14 protein-coding genes are annotated in these 21,635 nt (G+C 61.9%); 4 read left to right on the top strand and 10 right to left on the bottom strand.

Annotated elements, in window-relative coordinates:
• Positions 1–6 precede the first annotated feature (6 nt).
• The 7 genes from KVQ82_RS20335 to KVQ82_RS20305 all read right to left on the bottom strand — a co-directional run bounded on the left by KVQ82_RS20335 (position 7) and on the right by KVQ82_RS20305 (position 10,860).
• On the bottom strand, positions 7–2,721 hold the full coding sequence (locus KVQ82_RS20335) for a nitrate reductase (RefSeq protein WP_222015461.1): 2,715 nt from the start codon (positions 2,719–2,721) through the stop codon (positions 7–9).
• Complete coding sequence (gene nirD, locus KVQ82_RS20330) at positions 2,721–3,038, bottom strand: nitrite reductase small subunit NirD (protein ID WP_041067740.1); 318 nt, start codon at positions 3,036–3,038, stop codon at positions 2,721–2,723. Before nirD ends, KVQ82_RS20335 begins: the two co-directional genes overlap by 1 nt.
• Positions 3,035–5,488, bottom strand: coding sequence for a nitrite reductase large subunit NirB (nirB, locus tag KVQ82_RS20325; protein WP_222015460.1), 2,454 nt, complete (start codon positions 5,486–5,488; stop codon positions 3,035–3,037). Before nirB ends, nirD begins: the two co-directional genes overlap by 4 nt.
• Positions 5,489–5,862: 374 nt before the next feature.
• Positions 5,863–7,536, bottom strand: coding sequence for a bifunctional protein-serine/threonine kinase/phosphatase (locus KVQ82_RS20320; protein ID WP_222015458.1), 1,674 nt, complete (start codon positions 7,534–7,536; stop codon positions 5,863–5,865).
• 7 nt (positions 7,537–7,543) lie between these two features.
• Positions 7,544–8,755, bottom strand: a complete 1,212-nt coding sequence (locus tag KVQ82_RS20315; RefSeq protein WP_222015456.1) for a NarK/NasA family nitrate transporter — start codon at positions 8,753–8,755, stop codon at positions 7,544–7,546.
• A 302-nt stretch (positions 8,756–9,057) separates the two neighbouring features.
• Positions 9,058–9,633 (bottom strand): ANTAR domain-containing response regulator, encoded by a 576-nt coding sequence (locus KVQ82_RS20310; RefSeq protein WP_086794916.1) that lies wholly within the window; start codon positions 9,631–9,633, stop codon positions 9,058–9,060.
• A 15-nt stretch (positions 9,634–9,648) separates the two neighbouring features.
• Positions 9,649–10,860, bottom strand: coding sequence for a CmpA/NrtA family ABC transporter substrate-binding protein (locus KVQ82_RS20305; RefSeq protein ID WP_222015455.1), 1,212 nt, complete (start codon positions 10,858–10,860; stop codon positions 9,649–9,651).
• A gap of 223 nt (positions 10,861–11,083) precedes the next feature.
• On the opposite strand from KVQ82_RS20305, the gene KVQ82_RS20300 reads away from it, so the two are divergent.
• On the top strand, positions 11,084–12,103 hold the full coding sequence (locus KVQ82_RS20300; RefSeq protein WP_222015453.1) for a quinone-dependent dihydroorotate dehydrogenase: 1,020 nt from the start codon (positions 11,084–11,086) through the stop codon (positions 12,101–12,103).
• A 300-nt stretch (positions 12,104–12,403) separates the two neighbouring features.
• On the opposite strand, the gene KVQ82_RS20295 is transcribed toward KVQ82_RS20300, so the two are convergent.
• Positions 12,404–12,619 carry a ribosome modulation factor gene (locus KVQ82_RS20295; protein ID WP_003223300.1) on the bottom strand — a complete coding sequence of 72 codons (216 nt, stop codon included), beginning with the start codon at positions 12,617–12,619 and terminating at the stop codon, positions 12,404–12,406.
• Positions 12,620–13,151: 532 nt separating this feature from the next.
• Between KVQ82_RS20295 and rlmKL the strand changes: the two genes are divergently transcribed.
• Together rlmKL and KVQ82_RS20285 are read left to right on the top strand one after the other, a co-directional pair.
• Positions 13,152–15,422 carry a bifunctional 23S rRNA (guanine(2069)-N(7))-methyltransferase RlmK/23S rRNA (guanine(2445)-N(2))-methyltransferase RlmL gene (gene rlmKL, locus KVQ82_RS20290; protein WP_222015451.1) on the top strand — a complete coding sequence of 757 codons (2,271 nt, stop codon included), beginning with the start codon at positions 13,152–13,154 and terminating at the stop codon, positions 15,420–15,422.
• Positions 15,423–15,569: 147 nt separating this feature from the next.
• A complete protein-coding gene (locus KVQ82_RS20285) occupies positions 15,570–17,957 on the top strand; it encodes a diguanylate cyclase (RefSeq protein WP_222015449.1) in 2,388 nt (795 codons plus the stop codon).
• Between the two features lie 137 nt (positions 17,958–18,094).
• Here the strand turns inward: KVQ82_RS20285 and dacB are convergent, their stop codons facing one another.
• Positions 18,095–19,555: a D-alanyl-D-alanine carboxypeptidase/D-alanyl-D-alanine-endopeptidase gene (gene dacB / locus KVQ82_RS20280; protein WP_086794912.1), complete on the bottom strand. Its 1,461-nt coding sequence runs from the start codon at positions 19,553–19,555 to the stop codon at positions 18,095–18,097.
• 235 nt (positions 19,556–19,790) lie between these two features.
• On the opposite strand from dacB, the gene KVQ82_RS20275 reads away from it, so the two are divergent.
• Complete coding sequence (locus tag KVQ82_RS20275) at positions 19,791–20,135, top strand: YggL family protein (RefSeq protein WP_003223308.1); 345 nt, start codon at positions 19,791–19,793, stop codon at positions 20,133–20,135.
• A 128-nt stretch (positions 20,136–20,263) separates the two neighbouring features.
• Here the strand turns inward: KVQ82_RS20275 and KVQ82_RS20270 are convergent, their stop codons facing one another.
• Positions 20,264–21,454 carry a benzoate/H(+) symporter BenE family transporter gene (locus tag KVQ82_RS20270; protein ID WP_041067769.1) on the bottom strand — a complete coding sequence of 397 codons (1,191 nt, stop codon included), beginning with the start codon at positions 21,452–21,454 and terminating at the stop codon, positions 20,264–20,266.
• Between the last annotated feature and the right edge of the window lie 181 nt (positions 21,455–21,635).

The raw sequence follows: 21,635 nt of genomic DNA, 5'->3' as shown, positions 1-21,635 counted from the left end.
TTTCCTTCAGATGACCGATACCGGCTGCAGATCAGCGGCCAGCAAACGCTTGATTTCAGGGACACACGAGCCGCATTGCGTGCCGCACCCCAGTTGTTGTTTGAGACCTTGCAGATCCAGGCCCTGGCGAATTCCGGTACACACCGCGCGGTGACTGACGTTTTTGCAGTTGCACAGGGTTTTGTCCGGATTGGCCTGAACGCCGGCATTGCCGGGTGGTGCACTCATCGGCGCCAGAAGCCAGCGGCGCAGTTGTTCATCGGCGCGACCCTCCAGCCACAAGCCTTGCAGCCAGTGCTGAGCCAGGGTTTCGCCCGCGAGGCGGATTGCGGTGATACGGCCGTTTTCAATGCGTACCCGTTTGCCAATGGCGCGGCGCGGGTCGTCGTAGGCCAGTACTGGACCGTCGAGCAGCGCCAGGCACTGGTCGATATCGCGCAGCCGTTGCGGCTCTGGCGGCGTGGCGCTGGCAGCGCGTATCAGCAGCGCCGGCCGCTCACGTCCGACAAGGCTGAGGCTCACGTAGGAAAACGCCTCGCAGAGAGGTCGTAGCGTCTCGAAATGCCGTTGAACATCGCCCTCGATCAGGGCGAACAAGTGCCATGGCAGATTTACCGCTTCCAGACGCACGCCGCTGTGTTTGAGTTCGGGCTGCTTCGACAAAGGATCGAAGGCCGGCAAGGTCAGACTGTTGACCCCGCCCTTGAGAAACCGGTCGCCCCAATGCATCGGCAGAAACGCCTGGCCGGGGCGCACGCCGTCATCGCTGTCGACCGCGACGATCACGGCACCGCGCCGACTCTTCAGGTTGACCAGATCCCCCGGCTGCAAGCGCTGCCGGCGTAGCTCGTCCGGGTGCAGGCTTAACACGGCTTCGCTGACATGCCCGAACAATTGCGCCGCCGTGCCGGTGCGGCTCATGCCGTGCCATTGATCGCGCAGCCGGCCGGTGATCAGCGTCAGTGGGAACCGTGCATCGCGTTGTTCTTTGGCGGCGCGATAGGGATCGGCGACGAACTGCGCACGACCGTTAGCCGTGGGAAAAATCCCGTCGCCATACAAGCGTGCCGTGCCTTGCCGGGCGCCGGCGGGGAAGGGCCATTGCTGCGGCCCCAGTTCATCGATCAATCGATGGCTGAGGCCCGACAAGTCCAGATCCCGTCCACGGGTCAGTTGTTTGTATTCGTCGAACAACTGCGCCGGCTGTTCGAAAGCAAACAGGCTCGGCTGAAGTGGGCGCAGACGTTTCTCCAGCCGCTGTGCGAAATCCACGGTGATCGCCCAGTCCGGCCGTGCTTCGCCCGGTGGGAGAATGGCCTGTCGTACGTGGGAAATGCGCCGTTCGGAGTTGGTCACCGAACCTTCTTTCTCGCCCCAACTGGCAGCGGGTAACAACAGGTCGACGAAGGCGGCGGTTTCGGTGGTGCGGAAGGCTTCCTGCAACACCACGAACGGGCAGGTCTGCAGCGCCTCGCGCACCGCCTGTTGATCAGGCATGGACTGTGCGGGATTGGTGCAGGCAATCCACAGCGCCTTGATCTGCCCGCTGCGCATCCGCTCGAATAGCTCGATGGCGCTAAGTCCAATGTTTTCAGTCAGTTGATCGACACCCCAATAGGCTGCCACTTCGGCACGGTGTTCGGGGTTGGCTGCCTCCCGGTGGCCGGGCAGCAAATTCGACAGGCTGCCGGTTTCCCGCCCGCCCATGGCATTCGGCTGACCGGTCAGCGAGAAAGGTCCTGCACCCGGGCGGCCGATTTGCCCGGTGGCCAGGTGCAGATTGATCAGCGCGCTGTTTTTTGCGCTGCCAGCGGTGGACTGATTCAGGCCCATGCACCACAGCGACAGGAAGCTTGGCGCGGTGCCCACCCATTCCGCGCACTGCTGCAATTGCTCGACACTGATCCCGCACAGTTGCGCAACCATTTGCGGGGTGTAGTCGCGCACCAGATTTTTCAGCTCAGGCAAACCGTCGGTGTGCGCCTGGATGAAGTCGCGGTCGATCCAGTCTTCCCACAGCAGCAGATGCAAAATCCCATGGAACAGCGCGACATCGGTGCCGGGCAGAATCGCCAGATGCAGGTCCGCCAGCTCACAGGTGTCGGTGCGCCGGGGATCAATGACGATGACTTTCATCTGCGGCCGGCGCGATTTTGCCTCTTCCAGGCGTCGGAAAAGGACTGGGTGGGCGTAGGCCATGTTACTACCGGCGATCATCACGCAATCGCTCAGCTCCAGATCCTCGTAACTGCATGGCGGCGCATCGGCGCCGAGGCTGCGTTTGTAACCGACCACCGCCGACGACATGCACAGCCGGGAATTGCTGTCGATGTTGTTGGTGCCGACCAGTGCTCGTGCCAATTTGTTGAAGGCGTAATAGTCCTCGGTCAGCAACTGCCCGGAAATGTAAAACGCCACGCTGTCCGGGCCGTGTTCGGCGATGGTTTGGGCAAAGACCTGAGTTGCGTGATCCAGCGCCGTGTCCCAGTCGCAACGGCTGCGCGCCAGGCCTTTGCCCAGGCGCAGCTCCGGGTACAGCGCCCGGGCAGCCAGATCGCCGGTCACGTGCAGGGTCGAGCCTTTGCTGCACAGTTTGCCGAAGTTGGCCGGATGCGCCGGATCGCCGCTGACGCCGAGGATGCGCTCGCCGTCATGCTCGATCAGCACGCCGCAGCCGACGCCGCAGTAGCAGCAGGTCGAGGCGGTCGTCTGGCGGTTCATCAGACCGCTTCCCGCAGTGCCAATTGCACGCGGCCGTTTTCGACCCGGGCCGGATGATGGTGCGCGCAGCCGATGTCCGGAGCCTGGGCCTCGCCGGTTTGCAGGTCGATCTGCCAGTTGTGCAGCGGGCAGGCCACGCGTTTGCCGTAGATCAAACCTTGTGACAGCGGCCCACCCTTGTGCGGGCAGCGGTCGTCAAGGGCGAAAACTTCGTCGTCGCTCGTCCGAAAAATTGCGATGTCACCTTTCGGCCCGGCAATGATTCGCGAACCGAGGGCATTGATCTCTTCCAGGGCACAGATATCGAGCCAGTTCATGCCGGCACCTCCAGGTTTTTCACGGGGATCACGTCGAATTCTTTCTTCAGTTGCGGCTGCGCGAGGCGCTCTTTCCATGGGTCTTGTTCAAACGACAGGGAGAATTGCAGGCGCTCATTCAGGGCCTTGCGGCGCTCGGGGTCTTCCAGCACGGCTTTCTTGATGTGCTCCATGCCGACCCGTTGCAGGTAGTGCACGGTACGTTCGAGGTAGAAGGCTTCTTCGCGGTACAGCTGCAGGAACGCGCCGTTGTATTCGCGGACTTCCTCGGCGGTTTTCAGCTTGACGAAGAACTCGGCGACTTCGGTCTTGATCCCGCCGTTGCCGCCGATGTACATCTCCCAGCCGGAGTCGACGCCGATGATTCCTACGTCCTTGATCCCCGCTTCCGAGCAGTTGCGTGGGCATCCGGAGACAGCGAGTTTCACTTTGTGTGGCGACCACATGTTGAACAGGTCGTGCTCAAGCTCAATGCCCAACTGCGTGGAATTTTGCGTGCCGAAGCGGCAGAACTCGCTGCCGACGCAGGTTTTCACGGTACGGATGGATTTGCCGTAGGCGTGGCCGGAGGGCATGTCGAGGTCTTTCCAGACGCCCGGCAAGTCCTGTTTCTTGATCCCCAGCAGGTCAATGCGCTGACCGCCGGTGACCTTGACCATGGGTACGTTGTACTTGTCGGCCACGTCGGCGATGCGCCGCAATTCCGAAGGGTTGGTCACGCCGCCCCACATCCGTGGCACCACCGAATAGGTGCCGTCCTTCTGAATGTTGGCGTGGGCGCGTTCGTTGATCAGGCGCGATTGCGGATCGTCCTTGGCTTCGCCGGGCCAGGTGGAAATCAGGTAGTAGTTCAGCGCAGGACGGCAGGTGGCGCAGCCATTCGGGGTGCGCCAGTTGAGGTAGCTCATGGTGCCGGCGATGCTCAGCAGATGCTGTTCGCGGATCGCCTGGCGGATCTGCCCGTGGTTGAGGTCGCTGCAACCGCAGATGGCTTTTTCGCTTTTCGGTTTGACGTCCGCCGCGCCGCCGACGGTGTTGATCAGGATTTGCTCGACCAGCCCGGCGCAGGAGCCGCACGAGCTTGCAGCTTTGGTGTGCTTCTTGACTTCATCGACGCTGAACAGGCCGTGTTCCTGAATCGCCTTGACGATGGTGCCCTTGCACACGCCGTTGCAGCCGCAGACTTCGGCGGTGTCGGCCATGGCCATGGCTTTGTCCTGGCCCTGATGTCCTACGTCGCCGATAGAATTTTCACCAAACATCAGGTGATCGCGGATCTCGCCGATGGCGTGATTCTCACGAATCTGTCGGAAATACCAACCGCCATCTGCCGTATCGCCGTACAGACAGGCGCCGACCAGCACGTCATCCTTGATCACCAGTTTTTTGTACACGCCGCCGATCGGGTCGGAGAGGGTGATGGTTTCGGTGCCTTCGCCGCCCATGAAATCGCCGGCGGAAAACAGGTCGATGCCGGTGACTTTCAATTTGGTCGAGGTCACCGAACCCTGATACCGGGCGAAACCCAGTTGCGCGAGGTGGTTGGCGCACACCTTGGCCTGTTCGAACAGCGGCGCCACCAGGCCATACGCGATGCCGCGATGGCTGGCGCACTCGCCAATGGCATAGATGCGCGGATCGTAGGTTTGCAGGGTGTCATTGACCAGAATCCCGCGATTGCACGGGATGCCGGCGCGCTCCGCCAGTTCGGTGTTGGGGCGGATGCCGGCAGCCATCACCACCAGATCGGCAGGGATGATCTCGCCGTTCTTGAACTGCACCGAGCCGACCCGGCCATTGCCCGCGTCGTGCAGGGCCTGGGTCTGCTCGCACAAGCGAAAGTGCAGGCCACGGGCTTCGAGAGCGCTTTGCAGCAGCTGACCGCTGGTCTTGTCCAGTTGCCGCTCCAGCAGCCATTCGCCGATGTGCACCACCGTGACGTGCATGCCGCGCAGCATCAGGCCGTTGGCGGCTTCGAGGCCAAGCAGGCCGCCGCCGATGACCACCGCGTGCTTGTGGGTTCGGGCGGTGTCGATCATGGCCTGGGTGTCGGCGATGTCGCGGTAACCGATCACCCCCTGCAAGTCATTGCCGGGGATCGGCAGAATGAACGGTGTCGAACCGGTGGCGATCAGCAGGCGATCATATTCGGCCTCGGTGCCGTCTTCGGCGATCACCCGGCGTTTGACCCGGTCGATCTGTACCACCTTGCGGTTGAGCAGCAATTTGATGTGGTTTTCCAGGTACCAGTCGAGGTCGTTGAGGACGATCTCTTCGAAGGTCTGCTCACCGGCCAGCACCGGCGACAGCAGGATGCGGTTGTAGTTGGTGTGCGGTTCGGCACCGAAGACCGTGATGTCGTACAGCTCGTTGCTCAGCTTGAGCAGTTCTTCCAGGGTGCGAACCCCGGCCATGCCATTGCCGATCATCACCAGTTTGAGTTTTTTCATCAGGTTCTCCGGGGAGCGGTGGCTGGCCTCTTGTGGGCAGTCAGGCCGTGCTCGACAAAAGTTGCGCAAACAAAAAAAGGCGTCCCGCTAGTTGCCTAGCGAGGACGCCTTTGTCCTGGTTCCGTTCTCTCGGGAAGCGCAACCTTCGTCGTTGAAGGTTGGGCTTTATGTATGGTGAAACGGGTAATGCAGTGGTTGTGCCAAGTGGCAGGATGGCCGTCATTGCTGGGTTTTTTGACTGAATGGAGATGTCTCGCTGCACTTTCTGGAGGCGTGTTGCGCTTTTTTGGAGCGCCGGATCAAAAGATCGCAGCCTTCGGCAGCTCCTGCAGGTGAACGCAATTCCAGTAGGAGCTGCCGAAGGCTGCGATCTTTCAAGGGTGATGAAACAACACCACCAGCAACACAAGATTTCCCAACAGCGCCAGCAATGCCACCGTCCGCCAGACCTTCAACGGCTCACGCTCCAGCAAAGGCCTGGGCCGCACACTCAAACTGCGTCGCTCGCCTTGCTCAAGCACCAGCAACCATTCTTCAGCCGTTTCAAAGCGCTGTTGCGGATTGGCAGCCACGCCTCGCTCCAGACTCTGCGCAAGCCATTCCGGCACGTCCGGGCGGTAGCGACCGGCACTCACCGGCACACCGAAGCGCGGCCGTTGAAAGGCTTCGATTTCGCCATAGGGAAAATGCCCCGTGAGCAGGAAATACAAGGTCACGCCCGCCGCGTACAGATCCTGTTGCGCACTCGGTGGCTCGCCGCGAAACGCTTCCGGGGCGATATAACTCGGGGTTCCCGGCAGCGTTGACGGTGCGTCTTCGGACAGACCGGGGCAATACGCCAGACCGAAATCCAGCAGGCGCAACTCGCCATCGTCGCCCAGGTGCAGATTCTCCGGTTTGATGTCGCGGTGCAGAATCTGCCGCCGATGCAGCAGACCCACCGCCCGCAGCAGACGCTCGGCGATGTCCTGCCACTGTGCCAACGGTAACGGGCTGCTGTGTTGAAACAGCCGCGCCAGGGTCATCCCGGAATATTCGCGCATCACATAGTACAAATGCTGACGCTGGGTACCGCTGTGGATTTCAGGAAAATGCCGCCCGGCGACACGCCTGAGGAACCATTCTTCCGACAACAAGGCTTGCCCGGCCTGGGGATCGTCGGCCAGCCGTGGCGGCAGGGTTTTCAACAACCAGCTCCGACCTTGCCCGTCCAGCACGCGATACAGCAGCGATTGCTGGCTCTGAGCGACAACGTTCTGCACCTGCCAGCCTTCGAACATCTGCGCGGTTTTCAACGCTGGCGGCAGTGGCCATTGCTGTAGGTGAATCAGCGCATCACCGATGCTCGCCTCACCGAGCGCATCGACCCGCACCAGCAGTGCACTGGCGTTGTCCTGACTGCCGGCCAGATGCGCGGCGTTGACCAGCGTGTGTGCGGCGCTGTCGAGATTCGGTTGATCGCGCAGGATCGCTGCAATCGCGGTATCGCCCACAGTCGACCACACGCCGTCGCTGAGCAGCACGAAACATTCACCCTCGCGCAACTCGCCGTCGAGAAAATCCAGCACCAGATGCTGATCCAGCCCCAGCGCACGCTTGAGCACGTGCTGCATCCCCGGCTGCTCCCAGACATGATCCTGCGATATCCGCTGCAAAGCGTCGGCGTGCCAGCGATAGACCCGACAATCGCCGACGTGGGCCAGGGTGAAACGCTGGCCGCGCAGGATGAGCGCGCTGACGGTGGTGAGCAGTGGCTGTCCGCCGCCGTTGGCCTGTAACCAGCGGTTTTGTGCGAGCAGCAGGCGATCCAGTGCCTGTGCCACGCTCCAGGTTTGCGGCGTGGCGTAGTAGTCCAGCGCCAGTGCTTGCAGGGTCGAGCGTGCGGCCAGGCCGCCGTCGGCGCACTGGCTGACCCCATCGGCAATGGCGACCAGATAGCCTTTGCTCGCGGCCAGCGCCGGGGCGGGCGTCACCAGGCGCAGGGCGTCCTGGTTTTCCGCGCGCGGGCCGGTGGCGCTGGCCTGGGCAAAGCTCAGTTGCAGGGGCATTGCCGCCTCACACGCGCGCAGCAGTGACCGCCGCCGAACCCCAGGTGGTTCTCCAGCGCCGCTTGACCCCGTGCAGGCCGAACCACGCCAGCACGCCGAGGCTGGCGAACAACCACAGCGCCAGTTGATAGTTGCCGGTGCTTTGCTTGATCGCGCCCATGCCGGCCGCCAGGGCAAAGCCGCCGATGCCACCGGCCATGCCGATCAGTCCGGTCATCACGCCGATCTCCAGACGGAAGCGTTGTGGCACCAACTGGAACACCGCGCCGTTGCCGGCGCCGAGCCCGAGCATGGTGCAGACGAACAGCGCCAGGGCGGCGTAGGAACTGGGCAGGTTGAAACCGACGGCGGCGATGCAGATCGCCGCCACGGTGTACATCGCCAGCAACGTGCGGATGCCGCCGAAGCGATCCGCCAACGCGCCGCCCAGCGGACGCATCAGGCTGCCACCGAACACGCAGGCAGCGGTGTAGTAACCGGCGGTTACCGGGCTCAGCCCGTACTGATCGTTAAAGTAGCCGGGCAGGGCGCTGGCCAGGCCGATGAAGCCGCCGAAGGTCACGCTGTAGAAAAACATGAACCACCAACTGTCGCGGTCGCCGAGGGCCTTGAAGTAGTCGGCCATGGCTTTGGCCCTGGGCCGCTGCGGCGCGTTTTTCGCCAGCCAGGCGAACAGCACCAGCGTCAGGATCAACGGAATCAGGGCAAAACCGAACACGTTGCTCCAGCCGAACGACGCGGCCAGCACCGGGGCGATCAGCGCGGCGAACACGGTGCCGGAGTTACCGGCGCCAGCGATGCCCATCGCCTTGCCTTGATGTTGTGGTGGATACCATTGCGAGGCCAGCGGCAGGGCCACAGCAAACGAGGCACCGGCCATGCCGAGGAATAGCCCCAGCAGCAGCGCCTGTTCATAACTGTGGATACCGAGTTTCCACGCACCGAACAGCGCGCAGATCACGATCACCTGGCCGATCAGCCCGGCGGTCTTCGGCGACAGACGATCAGCCAGCATGCCCATCACAAATCGCAGCACCGCACCGGCGAGTATCGGCGTCGCCACCACCAGCCCGCGTTGTTGGGTGCTCAGGTGCAGGTCGGCGGCGATCTGCACCGCCAACGGGCCGAGCAGGTACCAGACCATGAAGCTCAGGTCGAAATACAGGAACGCTGCGAACAGGGTCGGGGTGTGGCCGGATTTCCAGAAGCTTGAATTCATCGCGCACCTCAGCTGAAAAGAGTCTCGAAAGGAGTCACAGCAGGTGGCGCGCCGCCACGGCCGCACCACCGGCCCCGGGCTGTGGGGCCAAAACGCAAAAACGCCGCTACCTGGTTCGCCGATGGGGCGAGCGGGGTGAGCGACGTCTTTGTCGTGGGTGGGGCAACCGCCGTTGGTTACCTGTGCTGAATGCTTAGCCAGATTTGTGCCAAGGATCAAAAGATCGCAGCCTTCGGCAGCTCCTACAGGAAATTGCGTGCCTTTGTAGGAGCTGCCGAAGGCTGCGATCTTTTGCTCTTCAATCAGCCGAGCAACTCACTCATGGCAATGATTTGCTCCGCCACCTGAATCAGTTTCTGCTGGCGGCTCATGGCCTGGCGGCGCATCAGGGTGTAGGCCTCTTCCTCATTGCAGTCCTTCATTTTCATCAGCAGCCCTTTGGCCAGCTCGATGCGTTTGCGCTCGGCCAGTTGCTGGTCGCGGGCCAGCAGTTGCGCGCGCAAGGCCTGATCGCTTTCGAAGCGGGCCATGGCCACATCGAGAATCGGCTGCAGGCGCTGGGCGTGGATGCCTTCGACGATGTAGGCGCTGACCCCGGACTTGATCGCCTGACGCATCACACCCGGGTCGTGTTCGTCGGTGAACATCACGATCGGTCGGGGCTGGTCACGGCTGACCAGCACCACTTGCTCCATCACATCGCGGCCCGGTGACTCGGTATCGATCAGGATCACGTCCGGGCGCACCGTTTCGACGCGGGCCGGCAGGTCGATGATCAGGCCGGACTCATCGATGACCTCGAAACCCGCCTCGATCAGCGCGGCTTTCAGGCGCCCGACTTTTTTCGCGGTGTCGTTGATCAGCAGAATGCGCAGCATATTGGCGGTCTCCTGTCAGCGGCGGGCGAGCAGAGGAGCGGCGTCGCTCAGGGCGTGCAGCTTGAAACTGCGGGCGTATGCGGCCGGATCGCTGCCGTCCCAGACTTTGCCATCGAGCAACTGGCTGCTGCGCATCTCTTTGCCCCACGCGGCGACACTGACGGCGGTGGCGGCTTCGCGGTAGATGTCCAGTTGCTGAACCTGGCGGGCCACCGCGAGGTAATCAGGGTCCTCGCGCAACAGGCCCCAGCGACGGAATTGGGTCATGAACCACATGCCGTCGGACAGATACGGCAAATTCACCTCGCCGTTGCCGTGAAAACGCAAGGCGTGCGGGTCCTGCCAGCGGTTGCCGAGGCCATCGGCGTAATCCCCGAGAAAACGCGGTTCGATGCAGGACAGCGGGGCGTCGAGATATTCCGGGGCGCTCAGCAACTGCGCGGTGCTGCGGCGGTTTTCCGCGCTTTGTTCAATGAAGCGGCTGGCCTCGAGAATCGCCATTACCAGCGCCCGGGCGCTGTTGGGGTATTGTTCGACGAACGCGCGGGTGCAGCCGAGGACTTTCTCCGGATGATCGGGCCAGATGCTCTGGCTGGTCGCCAGGGTGAACCCCAGATCCTGCTGCACGGCGGCTGCCGCCCACGGCTCACCGACGCAGAAACCATCGATGCGCCCGGCTTGCAGGTGCGCGACCATTTGCGGCGGCGGCACCACCACGCTGTCGACGTCCTGCAACGGATGAATGCCCTGACTCGCCAGCCAGTAATACAGCCACATCGCGTGGGTACCGGTGGGAAAAGTCTGGGCGAAGGTCAGTTTTGCGCGGGTTTGGTGCGCGTGCCGATCCAGCGCTTCAGGACTGGTCACGCCCAGTTGCTGCAAGCCGTGGGACAGGTTGAGGCTCTGGCCATTCTGGTTCAGCCCCATCAGCACCGCCATGTCACTCGGCGCCACGCCGCCGATGCCCAGATGCACCGCGTAAATCAGCCCGTACAGGCTGTGGGCGACATCCAGTTCACCGCTGACCAGTTTGTCGCGCAACGTCGCCCAGGACGCCTGACGCTTGAGGTTGATTGTCAGGCCGTAGGGCTGGGCAAAGCCTTGCGTGGCGGCCACGACCACCGAGGCGCAGTCGCTCAAGGCCATGAAACCGAGATTGATCACGCTTTTTTCCGGGGCATCACTGCCGTTGACCCAGGCCAGTGGCCCGACGGACGAATCACTCATATAAAGCCACCCTCAAAAAAAACGCCGTCCCAGGTTTTGCTCAGGCAAAACCTGCGAACGACGCCATTGTCCGTGCCCGCACGCCGTCATTGGCCTGGGGGCTGATAACCCTGAAAGTGCAAGGCATATGCCAGTCAGGCTGATTTGCCTGTGCGCCTCGCGCCGGGGGGCGATGCCCGGCTATAATCGCCGCCTCTTTTCGCCGCCCGAGTCATCGCCGCCCATGTACACCCTGGCCCGTCAGCTGTTGTTCAAACTTTCCCCGGAAACCTCCCACGATCTGTCGCTGGATCTGATCGGCGCGGGTGGGCGTTTGGGCCTCAACGGCATGCTGTGCAAGAAGCCGGCGAACCTGCCGGTGACGGTCATGGGCCTGGACTTCCCGAATCCGGTGGGTCTGGCGGCCGGTCTGGACAAGAACGGCGCGGCCATCGACGGTTTCTCGCAACTGGGTTTCGGCTTTGTCGAAATCGGCACCGTGACCCCGCGTCCGCAACCGGGCAACCCGAAACCACGGATCTTCCGCCTGCCGGAGGCCGAGGCGATCATCAATCGCATGGGCTTCAACAACCTCGGTGTGGATAACCTGCTGGCGCGGGTCGCTGCAGCCAAATACAAGGGCGTGCTGGGGATCAACATCGGCAAGAACTTCGACACTCCGGTCGAGCGCGCGGTAGATGACTACCTGATTTGCCTGGACAAGGTGTATGCCCACGCCAGCTATGTCACGGTCAACGTCAGTTCGCCCAACACCCCGGGCCTGCGCAGCCTGCAGTTCGGTGATTCGCTCAAGCAGTTGCTGGCGGACCTGGCCACGCGCCGTGCCGAACTGGCCCTGCGTCACGGCAAACATGTACCGCTGGCGATCAAGATCGCTCCGGACATGACCGACGAAGAGACCGCGCAAGTGGCTCAGGCATTGATCGAAACCGGGATGGACGCAGTGATCGCCACCAACACCACCCTGAGTCGCGTCGGCGTCGAAGGCATGGAATACGGTGACGAGGCGGGTGGTCTGTCCGGCGCCCCGGTGCGCGACAAGAGCACGCATACCGTGAAGGTGTTGGCTGAGGAGCTGGGTGGTCGGTTGCCGATCATTGCGGCGGGTGGCATCACTGAAGGCAAGCATGCGGCCGAGAAAATCATGGCGGGTGCGAGTCTGGTGCAGATTTACTCGGGCTTCATCTACAAAGGCCCGGCCTTGATTCGTGAATCGGTCGACGCGATTGCCGCGCTGCGCTGAGGCTGTTGAGGACTCGTGATGAGGGGCTTTTGTGGCGAGGGGATTTATCCCCGATCGACTGCGCAGCAGTCGTAAAATTTGCATCCGCCGTTCGCCTGGCACACTCGGGTGGATGGATTCGGGGCCGCTTTGCAGCCCATCGGGGATGAATCCCCTCGCCACAGGGATCTGTATCGTCCGGAGCAAGCATAAAAAAGGGCTCCTCGAAGGAGCCCCTGGGCCGTAGCCCGCCGTCCGGGAAGGACGTGCATGGTAAGTCGCTAGAAATTCAGATTGTCGTGTTGCAATAAGTGCCCTGTGTCAGCCGACGGCGTGAAGTTCGTTGAGTCTGTGGATCCCCGCAGTGCCGGTCATACCGTCCCAGTTGTCGCCGCGTCCTTCTCGCCAGCCGTTGATCCAGGCTTGACGTACCGACGGTAGAGTAAATGGGCAAAGCTCGCGGGATTTGCCACCAACGCCATATTGATATCCGCGCAAAAATGCTCTTTCCAACGGATCACGCTTAAGTCTTCTCATAGGGTGTTTCCCTCACTTGTTGACTGTTTTCGTCGCGTTGACCTCAATCGAGGTCTGGCAGAAAAAACTCTGCCGTTGGGCGGCTCGCTGCCGGCGTGGCGAGCCAAGGTGTTGACGCCGTTGCGACGTCAACCTGTGGTCAGTTCTAACCAATGAGTCACAGCGAGGGAATGATCGTTTTGTCATAAGGACGTAACGAAAGTAGTGCTACAGCCATAAGTAACGACGGGTTTCATGAAGGTTTCTGCAGCAAACCCCGGTATGATCGGCCCCGCGCTGGATGATGGGGTTAATCCTTTAGTGAGAATGACCCACGTTTGCGCTTGGGTAATATGCGACGAAGGGTCGCTTTAAGACTTTTTGTTTCATCAACTTTTTTATCTGTCCCGGCATCTAAGCTCTTTTAACCCGAGCAGCGGGGATGGAACGGCACACCTTCGTGCCACGCGGGCGTTCTTGTGGAAAAGCGCCTGATTGAAAACCGGATCGGCAATGCGTTGCCGGTTCACTAGCCAAAGGCTCTGGAAATACCATGTCCGATCGTTTCGAACTCTTCCTCACTTGCCCCAAAGGCCTTGAAGGCCTGCTCATCGAGGAAGCCGTCGGGCTTGGCCTTGAAGAGGCCCGCGAGCACACCTCTGCCGTGCGTGGCATGGCGACCATGGAAACCGCTTATCGCCTGTGCCTGTGGTCGCGTCTGGCCAACCGGGTGCTGCTGGTGCTCAAGCGCTTCCCGATGAAAGACGCTGAAGACCTGTACCACGGCGTGCTTGACGTCGAGTGGCAGGATCACATGCTCGCCGACGGCACTCTGGCTGTTGAATTCAGCGGTCACGGCTCGGGCATCGACAACACCCACTTCGGCGCGCTGAAAGTCAAAGACGCCATCGTCGACAAACTGCGTACCCCGCAAGGCGACCGTCCGTCGATCGACAAGCTCAACCCGGATCTGCGCATTCACCTGCGCCTGGATCGCGGCGAAGCGATTCTGTCCCTCGACCTGTCCGGTCACAGCCTGCACCAGCGCGGCTACCGCCTGCAGCAGGGCGCGGCGCCGTTGAAGGAAAACCTCGCGGCAGCGATCCTGATCCGTTCCGGCTGGCCGCGCATTGCGGCCGAAGGTGGCGCGCTGGCTGACCCGATGTGCGGTGTCGGTACGTTCCTCGTCGAAGCCGGGATGATCGCCGCCGACATGGCGCCGAACCTGCGCCGTGAGCAGTGGGGCTTCACCGCCTGGCTGGGGCACGTTCCGGCGCTGTGGAAAAAACTCCATGAAGAAGCCGTCGAGCGTGCCGCTGCCGGTCTGGCCAAGCCGCCGCTGTGGATTCGCGGTTACGAAGCCGACCCGCGACTGATTCAACCGGGTCGCAACAACGTCGAGCGTGCCGGTCTGAGCGAGTGGATCAAGATCTATCAGGGCGAAGTCGCGACCTTCGAGCCGCGTCCGGACCAGAGCCAGAAAGGTCTGGTGATCTGCAACCCGCCGTACGGCGAGCGTCTGGGCGACGAAGCCAGCCTGCTTTACCTCTATCAGAACCTTGGCGAGCGCCTGCGTCAGGCCTGCCTGAACTGGGAAGCGGCGGTGTTCACCGGCGCGCCGGATCTGGGCAAGCGCATGGGCATTCGCAGCCACAAACAGTATTCGTTCTGGAACGGCGCGTTGCCGTGCAAACTGCTGTTGATCAAAGTGCTGCCGGATCAGTTCGTCACCGGCGAGCGGCGGACCCCGGAACAGCGTCAGGCCGAGCGTGAGCAAGCCGCTTACGATCAAACCCCGAACGAGCCGCAAGAGCGCAAGTTCAACAAGAACGGCAACCCGATCAAACCGACGCCAGCCCCGGCCCCGGTGATCGAGCAGCCGCGCCTGAGCGAAGGCGGGCAGATGTTTGCCAACCGCCTGCAGAAAAACCTCAAGGCGATGAGCAAGTGGGTCAAGCGCGAAGGCATCGACTGCTACCGCGTCTACGATGCCGACATGCCGGAATACGCCATGGCCATCGACCTGTATCACGACTGGGTGCACGTGCAGGAATACGCCGCGCCGAAGTCGATCGATCCGGAAAAAGCCTCGGCACGCATGTTCGACGCCTTGGCCGCGATCCCGCAGGCGCTGAACGTCGACAAGAGCCGCGTGGTGGTCAAACGCCGCGAGCGCCAGAGCGGCACCAAGCAATACGAACGTCAGGCGGCGCAGGGCAAGTTCAATGAGGTCAGCGAAGGCGGCGTCAAGCTGCTGGTGAACCTCACCGACTACCTCGACACCGGGCTGTTCCTCGACCACCGGCCGATGCGCATGCGCATTCAGAAAGAGGCGGCCGGCAAGCGCTTCCTCAATCTGTTCTGCTACACCGCGACCGCCAGTGTGCACGCGGCCAAGGGCGGTGCGCGCAGCACCACCAGCGTCGACCTGTCGAAGACTTACCTCGACTGGGCGCGGCGCAACCTGTCGCTGAACGGCTTCTCCGACAAGAACCGTCTGGAGCAGGGCGACGTGATGGCGTGGCTGGAAAGCAGCCGCGACGAGTACGACCTGATCTTCATCGACCCGCCGACCTTCTCCAACTCCAAGCGCATGGAAGGCATCTTTGACGTGCAGCGTGACCAGGTGCAGTTGATCGACCTGGCCATGGCACGCCTGGCCCCGGGTGGCGTGCTGTATTTCTCCAACAACTTCCGCAAGTTCCAGCTGGAGGAGAACCTGGCCGAACGTTACGCGGTCGAGGAAATCAGCGCGCAGACCATCGATCCGGATTTTGCGCGTAACACCAAGATCCACCGCGCCTGGAAAATCACGGCTCGTTGACGCTTGGGCGGGTTGGATCCACAGAGCCTTGATTTTTAAAGGCTCTTGGATCCGATCAGCGCTAGCCAAATTAATGGCTAATAGCTATAACTCAACGCATGGCCAATGGGGTTTTCCCCCGAAACAATGGCGTCGTGAGTTGCCCCTATGTCGTTGCACCCCGTGCGCCCAAAGATTCTGGGTTTTATCAGTGAAGACGTCTCGGCCTGGCTGGTCGCGATACTGGTATTGCTCGCCGGCGGGATTCTCACGGGGCTGCTCGCCTGGGCCACCCTCAATCAGTTTCACCATCAACTGCGCCAACGCTTTCAGCTGCTGGCCAATGAGCGTTACAGCCGCATCGAAGAACGTTTCCAGGATCAGGAACAGCGTCTCGACGGCCTGCGCCGTTTTTTCGCCAACTCCGATTCGGTCTCACGCAGCGAATTCGACGGCTATGCCAAACCGCTTCTGTTACGCACCCAGGCCTATTCCTATGCGCCGCGGGTCAGCCGTGCCGAGCGTCCGGCGATCGAACAAGCGGTGCGTAGCGAAGGGTTCAGCACCTTCACCTTTCGCGAGCTGAATGCTGACGGCCAGTTGCAGACCGCCGGTGATCGTCCCGAATACGTTCCGGTGATCTACACCCAGAGCCAGAGCCGCTTGCCCACCCCGCTGGGCTATGACCTGCTGGCACAACCGTTGCGCCGGGCGACGCTGGAACGCGCCGACCGCAGCGGGCACATGGCGGTGTCGCAGCCGTTGCATCTGGTGGGGATTGATCCGGCCTATGCCCGGGGCGTCTTGCTGCTGGCGCCGGTCACCGAGGAGGGCGCGGCGAAAGGTTCTGCGCAAGGGTACGTGATGGCGGTGATCAGCATGCAGCAGTTGCTGGCCGACGGACTGCCGGAGGAAACCCAGGATTTCCTCACGGTGCGTATTCTCGACCTGTCCACCGACGATCAGCATGAAGTGCTCTACGAGTCCGCCAACAAGGCCGGGGCCAGCGACCTGTCCGCCACACGCTTGGTTCGCATGGCCGACCATGATTATCAAGTGGACATTCAGCCCAGCGAGGCATTTTTACAGGCCAACCATTCTTCCATCAGCAGCCTGGTGGTGCTGGGCGCGCTGCTGAGCCTGTTGCTCAGCGCGTTGCTGTATGTGCTGGTCAGTCAACGCCAGCGCGCCCTGCGCATGGTTGAACTGCGCACGCAGGAACTGCACGCCCGCGAGCAGGAGTTGCGCGGCACCCACGGTCAGTTGCGCGGCGTGCTGAATGCCGCGACCCAGGTGGCGATCATTGCCACGGATCTGCGCGGGGTGATCAACACCTTCAACCCCGGCGCGGAACAGATGCTCGGCTACAGCAGCACCGATGTGGTCGGGCACATGACCCTGGAAAACCTGCATCTGCCGCGAGAGCTGGCCGCGCGTTCCGCGGAGTTGAGTGCGCGTTACGGCAAGAGCATTCCGACCTGCCACGCGATGTTGGTCGAGGGCGGTGAAGTGGGCGGTCACGAGGCGCGCGAGTGGACGCTGGTGCGCAGCGACGGCAGTTATCTGCCGGTGAACATGCTTGCCACCCCGGTACTGGATGAGCAGGGTTTGTGGGTCGGGCATCTGGCGATCTGCATCGACATCACCGAGCGCAAGCGCGTGCACGAAGCACTGGCGGCGCGCGATGTATTGCTGAAAAAGCTCAGCGCCCATGTGCCCGGCGGCATCTACCAATTCAAGATGGAGTTCGACGGGCGTTTCAGCGTGATTTATGCCAGCGACGGCATCCGCGAGATCTACGAGCTGGAGCCCGACGTGCTGCTGCTCAATGCCGAGGCGATTTTCACCCGCATCCATCCACAAGACGTCTCGCGAGTGCGCAGCTCGATCCGCGCTTCGGCGGACAGCCTCAGCCCATGGCGCGAGGAATACCGCGTGCAGTTGCCCGAGCGTGGCCTGCGCTGGGTGCGCGGCGAGGCGACGCCGGAGGAACTGCCGGGCGGCGGCGTGCTGTGGCACGGCTACATCTCGGACATTTCCGACTTGAAACGGGTGGAAGAGGAACTGCGGGCGCTGTCGGTCACCGACTCGCTGACCGGCATCCACAACCGCCGCTACTTCCAGGAACGCCTGACCACCGAAATGGCCCGGGTCGAGCGCGGCGGCGGTGAGCTGTCGGTGATCATGCTCGACATCGACCACTTCAAACGCATCAATGACCAGTACGGTCATGCCGTCGGCGATCGGGTGCTGCAGGCGGTGTGCGAGCGCATCGGCCATCGCTTGCGGCGGACCGACGTGTTCTGTCGTCTCGGTGGCGAGGAATTCATGGTGCTGTGCCCGGACATCGACGGCGAACATGCGTACAAGCTGGCGGTGGAGTTGTGGCAAGGCCTGCGCAGCGCGCCGGTGGACGTGGTCGGGGTGGTGACGGCCAGTTTCGGCATCGCCAGCTGGCGTCCGGGGGAAGGCGCGGATGCGCTGCTGCTGCGGGCGGATTCCGGGGTGTATGCGGCGAAGCAGGGTGGGCGCGATCGGGTGGAGCAGATGAGCTGAGATTCAATACACCACAATCCTGTGGGAGCTGGCTTGCCAGCGATAGGGGCGTTTCAGTCAGCATCTTCGGTGGCTGACATTCCGCTATCGCTGGCAAGCCAGCTCCCACAGGGTTTGGTGGTGTTCGCAGTATCGTATTACAGCGCCGAAGCGGTCTGCGGCAAACGTGGCTGCTTGTACAGGTCCAGCAGCACCTGATCCAGCACCGACGACGCGCCGAATGGGGCTTTGTCGTTGAGGATCGCCACCACCGCCCAGGTATTGCCGTTGACGTCGCGGCTGAAGCCGGCGATGGCGCGCACGGTGTTCAGGGTGCCGGTCTTGACGTGGGCCTCGCCGCGCATCGCGGTGGTTTTCAGGCGTTTGCGCATGGTGCCGTCGGTGCCGGCAATCGGCAGCGAGCTGATGTACTCGGCAGCGTATGGGCTGTGCCAGGCCGCTTGCAGCATGTTGGCCATCTCGCGGGCACTGACGCGTTCGGCGCGCGACAGCCCGGAGCCGTTTTCCATCACCAGGTGCGGCGCGGTGATGCCTTTTTTCGCCAGCCACTGGCGGACTACGCGTTGTGCGGCCTTGGCGTCGTCACCGTCGGCTTCGTTGCGGTACTTCTGACCGAGGCTCAGGAACAGCTGCTGGGCCATGGTGTTGTTACTGTATTTGTTGATGTCGCGGATGATTTCCGCCAGATCCGGCGAGTAGGCGCGGGCCAGCAGCTTGGCGCTGCTCGGGGTCGCGGCGAGGCGATCCTTGCCCTGGATGCTGCCGCCCAGTTCTTTCCAGATCGCGCGCACGGCGCCAGCGGTGTAGGTCGCGTGGTCGAGCAGCGACAGGTAAGTCTGCGAGCTGCAGCCATCGCCCAACTGGCCGGCGACGGTCACGGTCACGCTGCCATCAGGCTGGGTCACCGGGTTGTAGCGCACGCCACCGGTGCACTGCTTGGAGTTGAGCGCCTTGACCGTGTTTTCGATGCGCACGCTGGCAATCGGCGGCTCCACCGAGATCAGCACCCGGCCACCGTCATTGCGCGCGACGAAGCGCAGGGCCTTGAGGTTGACCAGCAGCGAGTCGGGTTTGACCAGGAACGGTTTGTTCTCGTCGTTGCCGTCGTCGTTGAATTCCGGCAGTTGTGGCTGGATGAAGAAGCTGCGGTCGAGGATCAGGTCGCCGGTGACCTGGGTCACGCCGTTGGCGCGCAGGTCGCGCATCAGCAGCCAGAGTTTTTCCATGTTCAGCTTCGGATCGCCGCCACCCTTGAGGTACAGGTTGCCGTTGAGGATGCCGCCGCTCAGGTCGCCATCGGTGTAGAACTCGGTTTTCCACTGATGGTTGGGGCCGAGCATTTCCAGCGAGGCGTAGGTGGTGACCAGTTTCATGGTCGAGGCCGGGTTGACCGAGACATCGGCGTTGTACACGGTCGGATTGCCCGGGCCGTCGAGCGGGATCATCACCAGCGACAGCGCGGTCGGCTGCAGTTTGCTGGCCTTGAGGGCTTTTTCGACGTTGGGGGTGAGGGCGGTATTGATAGTGGCAGCGGCAACCGGCAGGGCCAGGGGCAGAAGAAGGCCGGCAAGAAACAGAGGACGCAACGATTTGATCATATGAAATAAAACCCTGCAAAAGAGGGGAGAAATAACGAGGGCATGGATGAAAAAGCCCTCAGTGGTCATGAAAGTGTCGGCATTATGCCCCAAGGTGTAACAGCTTGTGCCTTGCCCGGGGCGGCCATTTCGTTATTTTTTTTACAGGCGGTCGGCCATAGCGCCCAGAGAGTCGGGCAATTGACGGCTTAAACTGGTAAAGTGCCGGCCGTTATTACTTAAGAGGATTGTTCCAATGGCGACTAACCGTTCCCAGCGTCTGCGCAAAAAACTGTGCGTTGATGAATTTCAAGAGCTGGGTTTCGAACTGAACCTGGACTTCAAAGAAGACTTGTCCGAAGAAGCCATTGACGCTTTCCTCGAAGCATTCATCAAAGAAGCCATGGAAGCCAACGGTCTGGGTTATGTCGGCGGCGATGACTTCGGTCTGGTGTGCCTGCAGAAGCGTGGCTCGGTCAACGAAGAGCAGCGCGCTGCCGTTGAAGCCTGGCTGAAAAACCGTAGCGAACTGACCGGCATGACCGTCAGCCCGCTGCTGGACGTCTGGTATCCGGAAAAGCCGATCAACGCGGCCAAGTGATACTGAAAAAAACGGCGACCTTCGGGTCGCCGTTTTTTTGCAAGATCAAAAGATCGCAGCCTTCGGCAGCTCCTACATCGGGATATGCGTTTCCCTGTAGGAGCTGCCGAAGGCTGCGATCTTTTGCTTTAAGCTTTACGCCAGTTGAGTATCAGCAAGGTCAGCACCCCCGCCACAATCCCCCAGAACGCCGAACCGATGGAAAACAGCGTCAACCCCGACGCCGTGACCATGAACGTGATCAGCGCCGCCTCGCGTTCTTTCACCTCGGTCATGGCAATGCTCAAACCGTTGATGATCGAACCGAACAGCGCCAATGCGGCAATCGACAGCACCAGTTCTTTCGGCAGCGCGGCAAACAGCGCCGCCAATGTTGCGCCGAACACCCCGGCAATCCCGTAGAAAATCCCGCACCAGACCGCGGCGGTGTAGCGTTTGTTGCGGTCTTCATGAGCGTGCGGCCCGGTGCAGATGGCTGCGCTGATCGCCGCGAGATTGATGCCGTGGGAACCGAATGGCGCCAGCAGCAGCGAGGCGATGCCGGTGGTGGTGATCAGCGGCGAGGCCGGTACGTTGTAGCCGTCGGCGCGCAGCACGGCGATGCCGGGCATGTTCTGCGAGGTCATCGCCACCACGAACAGCGGAATGCCGATGCTGATGGTCGCCGCGAGGGAGAAGTGCGGCGTGGTCCAGACCGGCGTCGCCACTTCCAGATGAAAGCCGCTGAAATCCAGCAGCCCCATGAAGCCCGACAGCGCGGTGCCGATCAGCAATGCAGCGAGCACCGCGTAACGCGGCGACAGGCGCTTGACCAGCAGATAGGTGAAAAACATCCCCAGCACCAGCCCGGTACGGTGTTGTGCGGCGACGAAGATTTCGCTGCCGATCTTGAACAGAATCCCCGCCAGCAACGCCGCCGCCAGCGATGCCGGGATTTTTTTCACCAAGCGTTCGAAGCTGCCGGTCAATCCGCAAATGGTCACCAGCACCGCGCAAGTGATGTAGGCGCCGATGGCCTCGCCGTAGCTGACGCCGCCCAGACTGGTGATCAGCAGGGCTGCACCGGGGGTCGACCAGGCGATGGTGATCGGTGTGCGATAGCGCAGCGACAAACCGATCGAGCACACCGCCATGCCGATCGAGATCGCCCAGATCCACGAGGAAATCTGTCCGCTGCTCAGGCCCGCCGCTTGCCCGGCCTGGAACATCAACACCAGCGAACTGGTGTAGCCGGTCATCATCGCGATGAAACCGGCGACGATGGCCGAGGGCGAAGTGTCGGCGAGAGGGCGCAGGCGGGTGTAGGTGGCGTCGTTCATGACGGCGGTGTTCCTTATACAGATGAAGATCCCCGCAATTACGCTGAACCTTGTGTAGGAGCTGCCGAAGGCTGCGATCTTTTGATTTTGATGTTTGGAAGCAAGATCAAAAGATCGCAGCCTTCGGCAGCTCCTACATAAGAGCAGGTGTGCGCAAAGGCGGATTCTGCGATCAAGCCTA

This window comes from Pseudomonas sp. AO-1, from assembly GCF_019775695.1.
In the GTDB taxonomy this organism is placed as follows: domain Bacteria; phylum Pseudomonadota; class Gammaproteobacteria; order Pseudomonadales; family Pseudomonadaceae; genus Aquipseudomonas; species Aquipseudomonas parakoreensis.
This window is presented reverse-complemented; position numbering and strand designations above follow the sequence as displayed.